The organism is Bacillus sp. 1021, from assembly GCF_014534735.1.
GTDB classification, from domain to species: domain Bacteria; phylum Bacillota; class Bacilli; order Bacillales; family Bacillaceae; genus Bacillus; species Bacillus siamensis.
Window position 1 is genome coordinate 577339 of record NZ_JACVSR010000002.1, and the last position, 14225, is coordinate 591563.

The window sequence follows — 14225 nt, forward strand, 5'->3', positions numbered from 1 at the left end:
GAATAGAAAGCAGCTGAAAAAGCTGCTTTTTATTTTGCAGCCGGAATCCTATTCATTGGAAGCGGGGGTTAAATCATGAAAAAACGCACAACGATTTTTTATTGTCACGCTGCCGTGCTGCTCGTATTCATGACTGCCGGGTGTACGGGCGGTAACGACGAAGAGCCGGCCCATTCTTCAAGTCCGGCCGGGGGAAGCAGCATAAACAAGACTGAAACAGCATCACCGGCAGAAAAAAACGAAGCTGTAAACAAAGATTCACATCACATCTCTGCGGACAAAAGCGAACCAGACAGCATCGCGGCAGATTATTCTCCTCTGCAAATTGAATATGCCCGCGTCTGGCTGCAGCTTGGGGAAAATCAGCTGATAGATGAATTGAACGTTCGCCGCATTCCGGCCGGAGCACTCGTCAATCCTGACGATCGTACGAGCGCCCGCTATCCGGAAGATGTTACTCAGTTAGCCGGTTCCCGTTTAGTTGATGGGGCGGTCACTTACAGCAGCAACGGCGACGGCACCATTCAGGTATACAATGTTCCTTTGCGCTGGGAGTCTTCTGAAAAAGGCGTAATGAAAGAAGTGACGGAGGAGATGATCCGCCATACAAAAAAAGTGTATGTCGATACAGGAGACAATGAAAAGATCAGACGGCTTATAAAAATCATGTCGATTCATTAAAAGATGATGAGTAAAAAATCAGAAGGAGGGATTTTTATGGCTGTCATATTGGTTGCGGATGATGACCGCCATATCCGTGAGCTTGTCCGCCTTATGATGGAGCAGAGCGGCTTTGACGTCGCAGAAGCTGAAGACGGAGAAGCGGCGGTGCGGCTGATAGAATCAACACCTGTTGATCTTGTCATACTGGATGTGATGATGCCGAAAATGGACGGGTTTGAAGTCAGTGAAGCCGTCCGCAGCTTTACGGATATTCCGATTTTAATGCTGACGGCAAAAGGCGAAACACTGGACAAAGTGCAAGGTTTTACTTCCGGAGCGGACGATTATCTCGTCAAACCGTTTGAGCCGCTTGAGCTTGAAGCGAGGGTCAAAGCATTGCTGAAACGGTACCGGATCACCGCTGAAAAACTGCTGACCGTCGGAACGGTCACATTAGATAAGCAATCCCGCACCGTAACGCGCGGCGGCGGAGCGGGAATGACGCTGCCCCGGCGCGAATTTGAGCTTTTATTCAAGCTCGCCAGTTACCCGAATAAGACGTTTTCTAGAGAACATTTAATAGAAGATATTTGGGGCTTTGATTATGAAGGTGATGAGCGGACGGTTGACGTGCATATTAAAAGGCTGAGAGAACGGTTTCCGGAAAAAGACTATCCTTTTGCCATTCATACGGTGCGGGGGCTCGGCTATCGGTTTGTGGTGACAGGATGAAACGGATCTTCAGAACGGCTGGAAGAATCATTATCCTTCTCACCGTCACCGCATTCTTATGGCTGGCGGCCCACCTGATCGTTCAGGGATTCGGTCTCATATGGCCGGTTTTGCTTGTACCCTACGTCCAGCAGATTCTCACGCTTTGGCTTGTTTTCGGCCTGCTGTTTGTCACGATGTTTATTTTTTCAAAGTCAGCACGTGAAAGACATCATGCGATCTGGGATTCGCTGACCGCCACGATCAAGCAAATGTCGAGCGGCAACTTCACCGCGGCCGCCTCCAGGAAAATGGAGAAGATTGAACGGGACCACCCCGTGACGAAATTGGCTGATGAACTGTCGACACTTGCCGCCGAACTGAGCGAAATGGAAAAACTGAAACAAGAATTTATTTCGAACGTTTCCCATGAAATCCAAACCCCGCTTACTTCATTAAAGGGGTACGCGCACCTCCTGAAAAAACCGGATTTATCATATGAGGAGCGGGGGCGCTACTTGCACATCATCGAGACAGAAACAGAACGCTTATCCAAAATCAGTGAAAATCTGCTGAAGCTCACTGCACTCGAACGCCAAACCGAACCGATTCAAAAAAAACCGTTTCGCATTGACAAACAGCTGCGGCGCACCATATTGACCTGTGAGCCTGAGTGGTCCGCCAAACAGATTGAATTTCTCATCGATTTACAGGAATCGTATGTGTACGGAGATGAGGCGCTGCTCAGCCAAGTATGGATGAATCTGATTCACAATGCCGTGAAGTTTACCGGTGAGGGAGGCCGTATATCCGTTAAAATTGTTGATTTGCCGGAGGCGGCGGCTGTCGAAATCGCCGACAACGGAATCGGAATGGAGCCTGAGCAGGCGGAGCGCGTATTTGAACGGTTTTATAAAGCGGACAAGGCGAGAAACGCAGGGGGCAGCGGCCTCGGCCTGTCCATCGCCAAAAAAATCGCCGAGCTGCACGGCGGTTCGATAGAGGTAGAAAGCAAGCGGGGCGAAGGAACCCTTTTCCGCGTCACCCTTCCTGCCGATCCGCATGAAAAAAAACAGCTAAAATCTGGTCGAACCAGCCAGTAAAAAACGAAGCTGATTCTGTCTTTTGAACTATTGAGGCGAAACCGTTTTATGGTATACTACTGACGGTAATACGTATAAAACGGAGGATATTTGTGGGAAAACACACTTCTGAACATAAAAAGCACGCACAAATTGTCCAGCTGCTTCAGGATGGACAATATTTTTTTCATAAAGGCTTAAAAGCATATAAAGAGCGGAATTTAAAACGGGCCAGCAAACTGATTCAGAGGGCCGTTCACCTCGAGCCGAATGATTCCGAAATGCTGTCCCGGCTGGCCGTCATTTATTCTGAAATGGGCCACTACCAGCAGTCAAATGAGCTGTTCGACTTTATTATGGTGAACCTGAAAGAAGAAATGCCCGAGTGTCATTACTTTAAAGCGAACAATTTCGCGCATTTGGGGCTCTTTCAGGAAGCATACAAAGAAGCCGCGGCTTATTCAGATGCCGAACCGGACGGAGAATTCAGCGAAGAGATAGAAAATCTGATGGAGCTTTTGGATTTCGGTGAAGCGGGTGAAAACGAATCGCTCTATGATCAGGATGAATTGCTGATCAGGCAGGACCGGGCAAAAACGCTTCTTGAGAGCGGCCAGCTTCATGAAGCGGTTGTCATGCTTGAAGAGATTACAGCCGATTATCCCGAGCTTTGGTCCGCGTACAACAACCTTGCGCTCGCTTACTTTTACTCAGGCAATGTCACAAAAGCGAAACAGACGGTATTCGAAGTGCTTGAGAAAAATGAAGGCAATCTCCATGCCTTGTGCAACTACCTGGTATTCTGCTATTACGAGAGAGAAGATGAAAAAGTCGGGGAATTGAGCGAAAGGCTCTCCAATGTGTATCCGATTTTATTCGAACAGCGCTACAAGCTGGGGGCGACGCTGGCGCTTGTCGGCAGACATGATCTCGGCTATAAATGGCTCCGGTCTCTCTACAAAAGCGGGTTTGAAGGCGACGACACGTTTTATTACTGGCTGGCCGCCTCAGCCTACGGGACAGGCCGCACAGAATTTGCCGAAACCATTTGGAGAAAGGCCGAAACCGAATTTCCCGAATCAGACCGGTCCGCGCCTTGGGCAGAACGGCAGGAACCTCTGCCTGCTGCACTTGAACAGCGGCTCGCCGCCTATTATATCAGCAGCGCTGAAGGAGAGCGAAACCAGCTTGAAAAAGTTCTGACGGCAAAACGCGCTGCTTCACCGTTTGAACAAGACTTCGTCAGACTGCTGCTTTCCGGTGAAGAAGGCGCTTCAGGCGTTTCTCATGATGCTTTGTTTACGTATCGGACGGTCAAGCTGCTGGAGAAAGCGGATGCCGGCAGTTTAAAGACTGACGTCATGAGCTGCTGGGTTTTTCACGTCATTCAGCACATCCGCGCCGCCGCTGCCGTACAGAATGAGCGGGCATGGGCCGCAGCCATCGCATACGTATGGAAAGAAGCGAACGGCGAAAAAACGACAAAAAAAGATACGGCCGCCGTTTACGGTGTATCTCCGGCAACACTGTCAAAATACATCAGACAAATAGATGATATATTAGAATAAAACCGATTCTTTCTATATAAAGAGTCGGTTCTTTTTTTATCAGAAAGGGGCAAAACAGAACTTTACTGCCGGAAAAAGAGATTTTTATACGTCTTTTTTTTGCTTTTTGAACCGAAATCAGGCCGCCAGCACCGTTTATTTTGCAAAATATGAGATTTGCAATCACATTGAAATATAACTGTAATAAAAATTGTCGAAACATGATGGTATAATGATTCTCGTACATAAGAGATTAGTTTATTTTACATGTGCTGTATAATCTATACCAATTTAAAAGATTAAAAGATTCATACATAAAAATCATCAGCCTCACGGGTATGTGAGGAAGCGTAACTTTGATGTTCATAATAGAATTCCAAATGAGAACAGGTTTAAAGTAAAAGGGAGGAAAGAAAAAGTGAAAAAGAGTTTATTAACACTTGGTTTGGCTTCCGTCATCGGGACAAGCAGTTTTTTGATCCCATTTACAAAAACTGCATCGGCGGAAACATTAGACAGCAAAAAAGCAAAAATCGAAAGCAAGCAATCTGAGGTGGCTTCAAGCCTTGATGCAAAAGAAAAGGAATTGTCTAAACTTCAGGACAAGCAGGCTAAGATTGAAAAAGAACTGAAAGACATTAACGCAAAAGCGTTGGATACAAGTAATAAAATTGAAGATAAAAAAGCTGAAAATGAAAAAACGAAAAAGCGCATCGCTGATTTGAAAAAAGAAATCAAAGAAACAGAAGCGCGTATTGAAAAACGCAATGAAATCCTGAAAAAACGCGTTCGTTCTTTACAGGAAAACGGCGGTTCTCAAGGATACATAGATGTTCTTTTAGGGGCGACAAGCTTCGGGGACTTCATTTCACGTGCGACTGCGGTATCTTCTATCGTTGATGCGGATAAAGACCTGATCAAACAGCAGGAGCAGGATAAAGCGAAACTCGAAGATGCGGAAGCTGAGCTTAACGTGAAGCTGAAAAAAGTCCAGGACGACCTTGCGAAGCTAGAGTCTATGCAAAAAGACCTGAACAAACAGCTTGATCAGAAAGACAAGCTTTTCGACGAAGCGAAAAACGGTCAGAAAAAAGCGGCTGCCGCTATCTCTGATCTGAAAAAAGAAGCGTCACAGCTTGCAAACGCAAAAGCTGACACTGAAAAAGAACAGAAGCGCATTAAAGCTGAGCAGGCTGCAGCGGCTGCCCTGATCAAAAAGCAGGAAGAAGCGCAAAAAGCCTCTGAAGACCAAAACCAAACAGATGACAGCCAGCCGGCAGCGGTTAAAACTGTGAAAAAAGCGGCTGTTTCAACATCATCTGATTCATCTGACAGCTCAAGCAAATCGGGCACTTCAGGCGGCTCATCTCATAACAGCGGCGGTTCAGATGATTCTGACGGCGGATCTGTTATCTCAAATTCAGGCGGTATTGAAGGCGCGATCAGCGTAGGATCAAGCCTTGTGGGTCAATCTCCGTACAAGTTCGGCGGCGGACGCACACAATCTGATATTAACAACCGTATCTTTGACTGCTCTTCATTTGTACGCTGGGCTTATGCTAACGCAGGCGTTAACCTCGGACCTGTAAGCGGCACAAGCACAGATACGCTAATCGGAAGAGGTAAAGCAGTCAGCGCGTCTGACATGAAACGCGGAGACTTAGTATTCTTCGATACGTATAAAACAAACGGCCACGTCGGCATCTACTTAGGTAACGGGACATTCCTGAACGATAATACATCTCATGGTGTATCCATCGATTCTATGAGCAACCCTTACTGGAAAAAAGTATTCAACGGCAATGTAAGACGTGTCGTGCAATAATGAATAAGACAAGGGCCTTCCATCCCGGAAGGCTCTTTCTTTATTTGTATACCCGCTCAGGAGATGCCTAATCACGTTTTCTCAGAAAATGAGCAAAAAAATAGCGAATCGCCCTCAGATTTTATAGGATATGGGTAAGGAATACGATTGATGGGGATTCTTATCCATATAGGGTGCGTCCCATTTCGAAAAGGAGTGAATCATGGTGTCAGAAGAAAAAATTTATGATGTGATCATTATCGGCGCGGGTCCGGCGGGGATGACCGCTGCCGTTTACACATCACGAGCGAACTTATCCACATTAATGATCGAAAGAGGAATTCCGGGCGGCCAGATGGCCAACACAGAGGATGTTGAAAACTATCCGGGTTTTGAAAGCATTCTCGGCCCTGAACTTTCTAATAAAATGTTTGAACATGCGAAAAAATTCGGTGCGGAATATGCGTACGGCGATATTAAAGAAATCGTCGACGGCAAAGAATATAAAACGGTCAAAGCCGGTTCAAAAGAATATAAAGCGCGCGCCATCGTCATTTCTGCCGGAGCGGAATACAAAAAGATCGGCGTTCCCGGGGAAAAAGAACTTGGCGGCCGCGGCGTATCGTACTGTGCGGTATGTGACGGCGCATTCTTTAAAAATAAAGAGCTTGTCGTAGTCGGCGGCGGAGACTCGGCTGTGGAAGAAGGCGTCTATCTGACACGCTTCGCTTCAAAAGTCACCATCGTTCACAGACGTGATAAATTGCGTGCGCAAAGCATTCTTCAGGCGCGTGCCTTTGACAATGACAAAATTGATTTCGAATGGAATAAAACCGTAAAAGAAATCCATGAAGAAAACGGAAAAGTCGGCAGACTGACACTTGTGGATACTGTGACGGGAGAAGAGGAAGAATTCAAAGCTGACGGCGTCTTTATTTATATCGGCATGCTTCCGCTTTCTAAACCGTTCGAAAACTTGGGCATCACAAATGAAGAAGGCTACATTGAAACAAATGATCAAATGGAAACAAAAGTTCCCGGCATTTTCGCTGCGGGAGACATCCGTGAAAAATCACTCCGCCAGATCGTTACGGCGACAGGTGACGGAAGTATTGCGGCCCAAAGCGTTCAGCATTATGTGGAAGAGCTTCAGGAGACGCTCAAAACCGTTAAATAATCGCTGTAATGTTCAGTTTTTGAATCGTTACTGGCTTTTAATTCCGCTGTAACACGGGTGAAATACTGATGTTTTAAGATGAATGTAGTAATTGACCCCCTTTTTATATGAATACACCTTGGCACGGATTCCAGTATCCGTGCCCTTTTTTTGTAAATTTTTGTTTTCTGTCAAATAAAAGAAAAGGATGTCGGTGTCTCTGCATTGTGAGAGACATGCCGAAACGGTATAATGAAGAGACGATGATTTGTTGAGAAGGTTAGGTGACGTACTTGTGCAAAGAGTGACAAATTGTGTGCTGCAGACAGATGATCAGGTTCTCCTTCTCCAAAAGCCGAGACGGGGCTGGTGGGTCGCGCCCGGCGGGAAGATGGAGAGCGGTGAATCAGTCAGAGATTCCGTCATCAGAGAGTACAGAGAAGAGACGGGAATTTATATATTAAATCCGCAGTTAAAAGGCGTGTTTACCTTTATTATTAAGGAACAGGAACAAATCGTGTCAGAGTGGATGATGTTTACTTTTGTCGCCGATTCCTACACAGGGCGGAATGTCGCTGAATCAGAGGAAGGCATTCTGAAGTGGCATGACGTGAAAGATATCCACAGCCTTCCGATGGCACCCGGAGACGGACATATCCTTGATTTTATGATCAAGGGCCAAGGGCTTTTGCACGGCACCTTTACGTATACGCCGGACTTTGAGCTGCTCAGCTATCGTTTAGATCCGCAGCTTATCAAATAAAAGAAAGACCTCAGGGGGGAGAAAGATGAGTGTGAATGAAAATCATGATATTCAGCTCGTCATCATAACGGGAATGTCTGGAGCGGGGAAAACCGTCGCCATTCAAAGCTTTGAGGATCTCGGCTATTTTTGCGTCGACAATCTGCCACCTTCCTTGCTGCCGAAATTTTTGGAACTGATGAAAGAATCAAGTTCAAAAATGAGCAAGGTCGCGCTTGTCATGGATCTGCGGGGACGTGAATTTTTTGACAGGCTGATTGAGGCGCTGGATGAAATGGCGGAAAATCCGTGGATTACACCGCGCATTCTCTTCTTAGATGCGAAGGATTCCATCCTTGTGACGAGATACAAAGAAACGAGACGTTCTCATCCGCTGGCCGCTACCGGGCTTCCTCTCGAAGGAATCGCACTGGAGCGCCAGCTGCTTGAAGAATTGAAAGGGCGCTCTCAGCTGATCTATGACACGTCGGATATGAAACCGCGTGATCTGCGTGAAAAAATCGTGGCGCATTTCGCCACGAACCAAGGTGAGACTTTTACAGTGAACGTGATGTCATTCGGTTTCAAATACGGTCTTCCGATAGATGCCGATCTCGTGTTTGATGTAAGGTTTCTGCCGAATCCGTTCTACATTGAAAGCATGAGGCCGCTTACGGGGAAAGATGAGGAAGTCTCATCTTATGTGATGAAGTGGAACGAAACACAAAAGTTTATCGAAAAGCTTGTTGATCTGCTCGGCTTTATGCTTCCGTCTTATAAGCGGGAAGGAAAAAGCCAGCTTGTCATCGCGATCGGCTGTACGGGCGGCCAGCACCGCTCTGTTACACTCGCTGAGTATCTGGCTGATTATTTTAAAAAGGATTTCTATACTCATGTTACTCACCGGGACATTGAAAAGAGAAGCCGGAAATGAATAAGAAGCCGAAAATCGCAATCTTCGGAGGCGGAACGGGTTTGTCCGTGCTGCTCCGCGGATTAAAGCATAAGCCCGTTGATATTACGGCGATTGTGACCGTTGCTGATGACGGCGGAAGTTCAGGCCGTCTGCGGGATGAACTTCAAATTCCGCCGCCGGGTGACATCCGTAACGTACTGGCTGCTTTGTCAGATGTTGAGCCGCTCGTTGAAAACCTGTTTCAGCACCGTTTCAACAAAGGAAGCGACTTAACCGGACATTCGCTCGGCAATTTGATTTTGGCAGCGATGACGAATATAACCGGTGATTTCTTTCACGCTGTCACCGAAATGAGCAAAGTGCTGAATGTCCGCGGCAGAGTATTGCCGGCTGCCAACACCAGCGTCGTTCTTCATGCCGAAATGGAGGACGGGCAGGTCGTCTCCGGAGAATCGACCATTCCTTCTTACGGCCAGCGCATTAAACGGGTGTTTCTTACGCCTGAAAAAATTGATCCGCTGCCGGAGACGATTGACGTGATCCGCCAGGCCGACTTAATCATTATCGGCCCGGGAAGCCTGTATACAAGCATTCTCCCGAACCTGCTCGTGCCGAAAATCGGAGAGGAAGTCGTCAAGGCTGCGGCCAAAAAAGTATATATCTGCAATGTCATGACGCAGCCCGGCGAAACGCTTCAATACAGCGCGGCCGACCATGTTAAGGCGCTGAACGATCATATGGAGCAGCCGTTTATCGATACGATTTTAATCAATAATGAAGATATCCCTGACGAAATCAAAAGCAAATATGCGAAAGAGCTGGCCCGGCCCGTTGAATTTAACGTTGAAAAGCTGAAAGCCATGGGGCTTGAAGTGATCAGAGACCAGATTATCACGTATAAAAATGGCGTAATCCGTCACGATACACATAAAGTGGCTTCTCTTCTCGTCGATTTATTAAGGGACTAGAGGTCTTTTGAAATGAGGTGGCTAATATGTCATTTGCATCGGAAACCAAAAAAGAACTGACGAATCTGGAAGTGAAGGACTGCTGCGCCAAGGCGGAGCTGTCCGCGCTGATTCGGATGAACGGTTCATTGTCATTTTCAAACCGCCATCTCGTGCTTGACGTTCAAACCGAAAATGCGGCGATTGCGCGCCGCATTTATACATTGCTGAAGAAACAATATGATGTATCGGTCGAACTGTTAGTCAGAAAAAAAATGCGGCTGAAAAAAAACAATGTTTATATTGTACGCTTTTCTGAAAATGCAAAGCTGATTTTGGAGGAATTGAAAATCCTCGGGGAGAACTTTGTATTCGAGCGGAATATTTCTGAGGAACTGGTGGCGAAACGCTGCTGCAAACGTTCTTATATGAGAGGGGCGTTTTTGGCGGGGGGATCCGTGAATAATCCTGAAACATCGTCATACCACTTGGAAATCTTCTCGCTTTATAAGGAACATAACGATTCATTATGCGCGCTGCTGAATGAATTCCACCTGAACAGCAAAACGCTTGAACGGAAAAAAGGCTATATTACGTACTTAAAAGAGGCGGAAAAAATCACTGAATTTCTGAATGTCATCGGCGCCCACAATTCACTGCTGCGCTTTGAAGATGTGCGGATTGTCAGAGATATGAGAAATTCGGTGAACCGCCTCGTCAATTGTGAAACAGCAAACTTAAACAAAACCATCGGGGCTTCGCTCAGACAGGTGGAAAATATTAAATACATTGATGAACGGATCGGTCTTGAAGCGCTGCCGGAAAAGCTTCGCGAAATTGCGCAGCTGCGGATTGATTATCAGGAAGTCACGCTGAAAGAACTTGGGGAAATGGTTGCAAGCGGGAAAATCAGCAAATCCGGCATCAATCACAGGCTGAGAAAGCTCGATGAAATTGCAGAACAGCTGCGTACAGGACAAAGCATCACTTTGAAATAACCGTACAGAAAAGGGGAGATCTTATGGTTCAGGAGAAAGTGGAAGTGCGTTTAAAGACGGGATTGCAGGCGCGTCCCGCTGCATTGTTTGTACAGGAGGCAAATCGTTTTGCATCAGATGTGTTTCTTGAGAAAAACGGCAAGAAAGTGAATGCCAAAAGCATTATGGGATTAATGAGTCTGGCGGTCAGCACGGGGACGGAAGTCACTCTGATCGCTGAAGGCGACGATGAAAAGGAAGCGCTGGAAAAGCTGTCCGCTTATGTGCAGGAAGAAGTGTAAACACTTTGTAAGGGGGACGGAACGATGAATGAGTTTCTGAAAGATTGTTATCAAACGATAGGCTGGGAAAAGGATTCCCTCGATTTCAGCAACCTGCCGGAGTTTTTAAAGGCGCTCGCGTATCGGTTTCCGTTTGAAAATCGCGCGGTTTTGTCCAAAAAAGAATATGACGTCACGAAAGAAGGACTGTGGCGGCACATGGTGAAGGAACCTCATGGCGGCCTTTGTTATGACTTAAACGGACTGCTTTATTTCATACTGAAAGATGCCGGATTTGATGTCAAATTGATCCGCGGAACGGTCTGGAAAAACGGCTGGGCGCTGCCCGGCACACATGCGGCCGTACTTCTTTCCGCCGGGGGGAGTGAGTACATCGCTGATGCAGGCTTCGGCCTCAATCTCGCCATGCAGCCTGTGCCGATGTCAGGAGACGAGATGGTATCAGCGGCCGGCGCGTTCCGCGTGAGGATAGAAGAGACGGAATACGGGACATACATGCTTGAAATGAACAAAGGGGACGGCTGGCAGACAGGTTACGCATTTTCGCTTGAAGAAATCGATGAAAAGGACCTCAAGTCTATGAAACAAACAATCTTTGAACATGAACGCTCTCCTTTCAACAAACGCCTGCTTGCTTCTAAGCGGACACCGGAAGGGCACATGGTTCTGTCTGAACGCAATATAACAATAAAAAAACACGATGGCACAGCGGAAAACAGCAGAATAGACCGATCAGAGTTTGAAGAAAAGTTTAATACTCATTTTATGTAAAGCCTGCAGATTTCCTGCAGAAAAAAACGGCCTCCCGCAGGGAAGCCGTTTTTTGTTTCGGTTTATCTGATTTTCGTAAAGGTTTTATAATGATCTGTCGTCTTATAAATCAGCCAGTCGCTTGAGTAAAGAATCCGGTCTGAATTTCTGAAGCCTGATGTATAGTTAATATCCGCTTCACGCCACGTCCGCCCGCTTTTAGCCGGGAGTTTGCCTTCCCTGTTTGAGAAGATGTCTCCGCCGATGCTTTTCCCCGGAGCGACGTCTGCAAGGTTCCCTTTTGATGCTACCCAGCCGAGGGCCTGTGCCTCTGATTTTGTAATGTAATTATCAGGAAGTTTGTGATATGTCAGAAGATAATCCGCAACCCCGTCAAATGTGTTGATAACCTGTGCTTCTGTGTGTGCCTTGTGAGACGGTGTTTCCGTCTTGGCATTCGTTGAAAACAGTATCCCCGCCGCCGAGAAAAGCACCAGTAAACATACGGAAATCCATGATAAACGTTTTTTCAAAGCAATACCTCCCATTTTTCATCATGTGAAGCTGATTCCTTTTTATTGTATCAGCATCGAAAGAAAGGAATAGATAGAATTTAAAAATAGTACTTTTGATCCAGCGAAAAATAAACCCCGGCTGAACCAACCGGGATTTTTCCTCTCATTGAAATTCTTTCGTGAGGTTTTTCGGTGTTTTTCCGTATACGGCGTCAATCATGTTTTGGGCGGCTTGCTTGAACATATTCAAACGGATTTTAGCCGTTGCTGAACCGATATGCGGAAGCAATGTGACGTTTTCCAGCTGGAGGAGCGGATTGTCTTCACCGATCGGCTCTTTTTCAAATACATCTAAACCGGCGCCTTTTATCCAGCCCTCCTGCAATGCGCGGATGAGCGCTTTTTCATCAACCGTCTTTCCCCGGGAAATATTGACGAAAAATGCCGTATCTTTCATCATTTTAAATTCCCGTTCTCCTATCATATGATACGTTTCGTCAGTAAGCGGCGTAATCAAAAGCACAAAGTCTGACGTTTTCAGCAGTGTATCTAAGTCGGCATATGTAACGCCGAGCTCTTTCTCAGCATCCGGTTTTCTGCTGCGGTTATAGTATAACACGTCCATATCGAAGCCCAATTTTGCCCGTTTGGCTGCTTGTTCACCGATTCTGCCCATGCCGATAATGCCCAATGTCTGATGGTGGACATCCATACCGAAAAGGGATTCTTCCTCAACAGTTCCCCATTTGCCGGCCCGGACGAATCGATCCAATTCGGCAACCCGTCTGGCGGAAGACAGGATTAATGAAAAAGCCAGATCAGCGACCGTGTCATCCAAGGTGTACGGAGTATGTGTGCCGACGACCCCGCGTCTTTTCATTTCTTCTATATTAAAATTATCGTAGCCGACCGAATTGTTGCTGACGACTTTCAGTTTCGGCGCGTGATCCAGCAAATCACTGTCAATCGCCGTTCCGGATGTCAGCAGCCCTTCAGCATCCTTCATTTTCTCGTACAATTCTTCTTTTGAAATGGTATCTTCCTTCCAGATGTCATAGCGGCAATGCTCGCCTATCATTTGTTCGACTTCCGGCGGTATCGGTTTTGCGATGAATACATATGGTTTCAACGGGGCTTCTCCTCCTTTGTCTTTCATCTCTATTTTATTATATAAGAGAAGCGGTAAGGTGAGAAATATTCAAACGCATTCGGTGAATTTCTGGTTCTTTTGAACCCAAAATGAAAAGAAGAAGAGATATACATGTGTGATTTCTCCAATCCGTAACAGAATCCGCCTATATTTCTAAAGGCAAAAGCGCGGGACCGCTGTTTTCAAAAGCTTTATAGGTTTGTATAAAGATAAATTTTATTATTTTTGAAAGATATAAATGAATATAATCTGAATTTACAGTTAAATTATCGTGTCTTTTTTTGAAAGCGCTTTTGAGGCCTTTTTCTGTGCTATAATTCCTTACTGTAAGCTGGGTAAGAAGGCTTGCAATACAATCGGATGGGAGATGATTAGAAAAATGGTTTCTTTATCAAGCATTTTGGAGCACAACCAGCAGTTTGTCCAAGAAAGGAAATATGAACCTTACCAAACGACAAAATTCCCGAAAAAAAAGCTTGTCATCGTATCCTGTATGGATACAAGGCTGACGGAGCTTCTGCCGCAGGCGATGGGACTCAGAAACGGCGATGCCAAAATCATAAAAAACGCGGGAGCCATTGTTTCTCACCCATTTGGAAGTGTCATGCGGAGTATTTTGGTTGCCGTTTATGAACTGCAGGCTGAGGAAGTCTGCATCGTAGGTCACCGCGAGTGCGGGATGTCGGGATTGAATGCGGCTTCCATATTAAATAAAGCAAAAGAGCGCGGCGTGGAGGAGAAATGTCTCAGCCTTTTGCAGCATGCGGGAGTCGATTTGGAGACATGGCTGTCCGGTTTTCACAGCGTCGAAGAAAGCGTGGCTCACAGCGTGAATATGGTCAGGCACCATCCGCTCCTGCCTGAAGAGGTGCCGGTGCACGGGCTGGTGATTGATCCGGGGACGGGGACGCTGGATGTTGTGGTTGACGGTTATGAAACAGTCAAAGGGGGATGCAGCTGACC

Annotated in this window: 15 protein-coding genes; 13 read left to right on the forward strand and 2 right to left on the reverse strand. The window is 46.5% G+C overall.

Annotated elements, in window-relative coordinates; all coding sequences use genetic code 11:
- Nucleotides 1–75 precede the first annotated feature (75 nt).
- The 12 genes from ICW23_RS09540 (at nucleotide 76) to ICW23_RS09595 (ending at nucleotide 11618) form a co-directional block, all read left to right on the forward strand.
- Nucleotides 76–681: a hypothetical protein gene (locus tag ICW23_RS09540; protein WP_016937820.1), complete on the forward strand. Its 606-nt coding sequence runs from the start codon at nucleotides 76–78 to the stop codon at nucleotides 679–681.
- A 36-nt stretch (nucleotides 682–717) separates the two neighbouring features.
- Nucleotides 718–1395, forward strand: a complete 678-nt coding sequence (locus tag ICW23_RS09545) for a response regulator transcription factor (RefSeq protein ID WP_016937821.1) — start codon at nucleotides 718–720, stop codon at nucleotides 1393–1395.
- Complete coding sequence (locus ICW23_RS09550) at nucleotides 1392–2477, forward strand: sensor histidine kinase (protein WP_016937822.1); 1086 nt, start codon at nucleotides 1392–1394, stop codon at nucleotides 2475–2477. The genes ICW23_RS09545 and ICW23_RS09550 overlap by 4 nt, the downstream gene beginning before the upstream one ends.
- A 92-nt stretch (nucleotides 2478–2569) precedes the next feature.
- Nucleotides 2570–4024: a tetratricopeptide repeat protein gene (locus ICW23_RS09555; protein ID WP_095241272.1), complete on the forward strand. Its 1455-nt coding sequence runs from the start codon at nucleotides 2570–2572 to the stop codon at nucleotides 4022–4024.
- 397 nt (nucleotides 4025–4421) lie between these two features.
- Nucleotides 4422–5828 (forward strand): peptidoglycan DL-endopeptidase CwlO, encoded by a 1407-nt coding sequence (gene cwlO / locus ICW23_RS09560; RefSeq protein ID WP_049627469.1) that lies wholly within the window; start codon nucleotides 4422–4424, stop codon nucleotides 5826–5828.
- A 205-nt stretch (nucleotides 5829–6033) separates the two neighbouring features.
- A complete protein-coding gene (gene trxB, locus ICW23_RS09565; protein WP_029575303.1) occupies nucleotides 6034–6984 on the forward strand; it encodes a thioredoxin-disulfide reductase in 951 nt (316 codons plus the stop codon).
- A gap of 274 nt (nucleotides 6985–7258) precedes the next feature.
- Complete coding sequence (locus ICW23_RS09570) at nucleotides 7259–7726, forward strand: 8-oxo-dGTP diphosphatase (RefSeq protein ID WP_013353727.1); 468 nt, start codon at nucleotides 7259–7261, stop codon at nucleotides 7724–7726.
- 25 nt (nucleotides 7727–7751) lie between these two features.
- Nucleotides 7752–8639 (forward strand): RNase adapter RapZ, encoded by an 888-nt coding sequence (gene rapZ, locus ICW23_RS09575; protein ID WP_013353726.1) that lies wholly within the window; start codon nucleotides 7752–7754, stop codon nucleotides 8637–8639.
- Nucleotides 8636–9589 (forward strand): gluconeogenesis factor YvcK family protein, encoded by a 954-nt coding sequence (locus ICW23_RS09580; protein WP_013353725.1) that lies wholly within the window; start codon nucleotides 8636–8638, stop codon nucleotides 9587–9589. The genes rapZ and ICW23_RS09580 overlap by 4 nt, the downstream gene beginning before the upstream one ends.
- 26 nt (nucleotides 9590–9615) lie before the next feature.
- Nucleotides 9616–10566, forward strand: a complete 951-nt coding sequence (gene whiA, locus ICW23_RS09585) for a DNA-binding protein WhiA (protein WP_007407421.1) — start codon at nucleotides 9616–9618, stop codon at nucleotides 10564–10566.
- A gap of 23 nt (nucleotides 10567–10589) precedes the next feature.
- Nucleotides 10590–10847, forward strand: a complete 258-nt coding sequence (locus ICW23_RS09590) for an HPr family phosphocarrier protein (RefSeq protein WP_012118534.1) — start codon at nucleotides 10590–10592, stop codon at nucleotides 10845–10847.
- A 24-nt stretch (nucleotides 10848–10871) separates the two neighbouring features.
- The gene (locus tag ICW23_RS09595) at nucleotides 10872–11618 is read left to right on the forward strand and encodes an arylamine N-acetyltransferase family protein (RefSeq protein ID WP_045925888.1); all 747 of its coding nucleotides are present in this window, start codon (nucleotides 10872–10874) and stop codon (nucleotides 11616–11618) included.
- A 62-nt stretch (nucleotides 11619–11680) separates the two neighbouring features.
- Here the strand turns inward: ICW23_RS09595 and ICW23_RS09600 are convergent, their stop codons facing one another.
- Entirely contained in the window at nucleotides 11681–12145 is a 465-nt protein-coding gene (locus ICW23_RS09600) for a ribonuclease (protein ID WP_016937826.1), read from the reverse strand.
- 130 nt (nucleotides 12146–12275) lie between these two features.
- Entirely contained in the window at nucleotides 12276–13268 is a 993-nt protein-coding gene (locus ICW23_RS09605; RefSeq protein WP_188154407.1) for a 2-hydroxyacid dehydrogenase, read from the reverse strand.
- A 364-nt stretch (nucleotides 13269–13632) separates the two neighbouring features.
- Here ICW23_RS09605 and ICW23_RS09610 point away from each other — a divergent pair, with 364 nt between their 5' ends.
- Nucleotides 13633–14223 (forward strand): beta-class carbonic anhydrase, encoded by a 591-nt coding sequence (locus tag ICW23_RS09610; RefSeq protein ID WP_095241440.1) that lies wholly within the window; start codon nucleotides 13633–13635, stop codon nucleotides 14221–14223.
- Nucleotides 14224–14225 lie beyond the last annotated feature (2 nt).

Bases quoted from the DNA above. Each gene is read 5' to 3' on its own strand.
- ICW23_RS09605 (WP_188154407.1), bottom strand. From the start codon at position 13,268: ATGAAAGACAAAGGAGGAGAAGCCCCGTTGAAACCATATGTATTCATC.
- ICW23_RS09540 (WP_016937820.1), top strand. From the start codon at position 76: ATGAAAAAACGCACAACGATTTTTTATTGTCACGCTGCCGTGCTGCTC.
- whiA (WP_007407421.1), top strand. From the start codon at position 9,616: ATGTCATTTGCATCGGAAACCAAAAAAGAACTGACGAATCTGGAAGTG.
- ICW23_RS09590 (WP_012118534.1), top strand. From the start codon at position 10,590: ATGGTTCAGGAGAAAGTGGAAGTGCGTTTAAAGACGGGATTGCAGGCG.
- rapZ (WP_013353726.1), top strand. From the start codon at position 7,752: ATGAGTGTGAATGAAAATCATGATATTCAGCTCGTCATCATAACGGGA.
- ICW23_RS09580 (WP_013353725.1), top strand. From the start codon at position 8,636: ATGAATAAGAAGCCGAAAATCGCAATCTTCGGAGGCGGAACGGGTTTG.
- ICW23_RS09600 (WP_016937826.1), bottom strand. From the start codon at position 12,145: ATGGGAGGTATTGCTTTGAAAAAACGTTTATCATGGATTTCCGTATGT.
- ICW23_RS09595 (WP_045925888.1), top strand. From the start codon at position 10,872: ATGAATGAGTTTCTGAAAGATTGTTATCAAACGATAGGCTGGGAAAAG.
- ICW23_RS09550 (WP_016937822.1), top strand. From the start codon at position 1,392: ATGAAACGGATCTTCAGAACGGCTGGAAGAATCATTATCCTTCTCACC.
- ICW23_RS09545 (WP_016937821.1), top strand. From the start codon at position 718: ATGGCTGTCATATTGGTTGCGGATGATGACCGCCATATCCGTGAGCTT.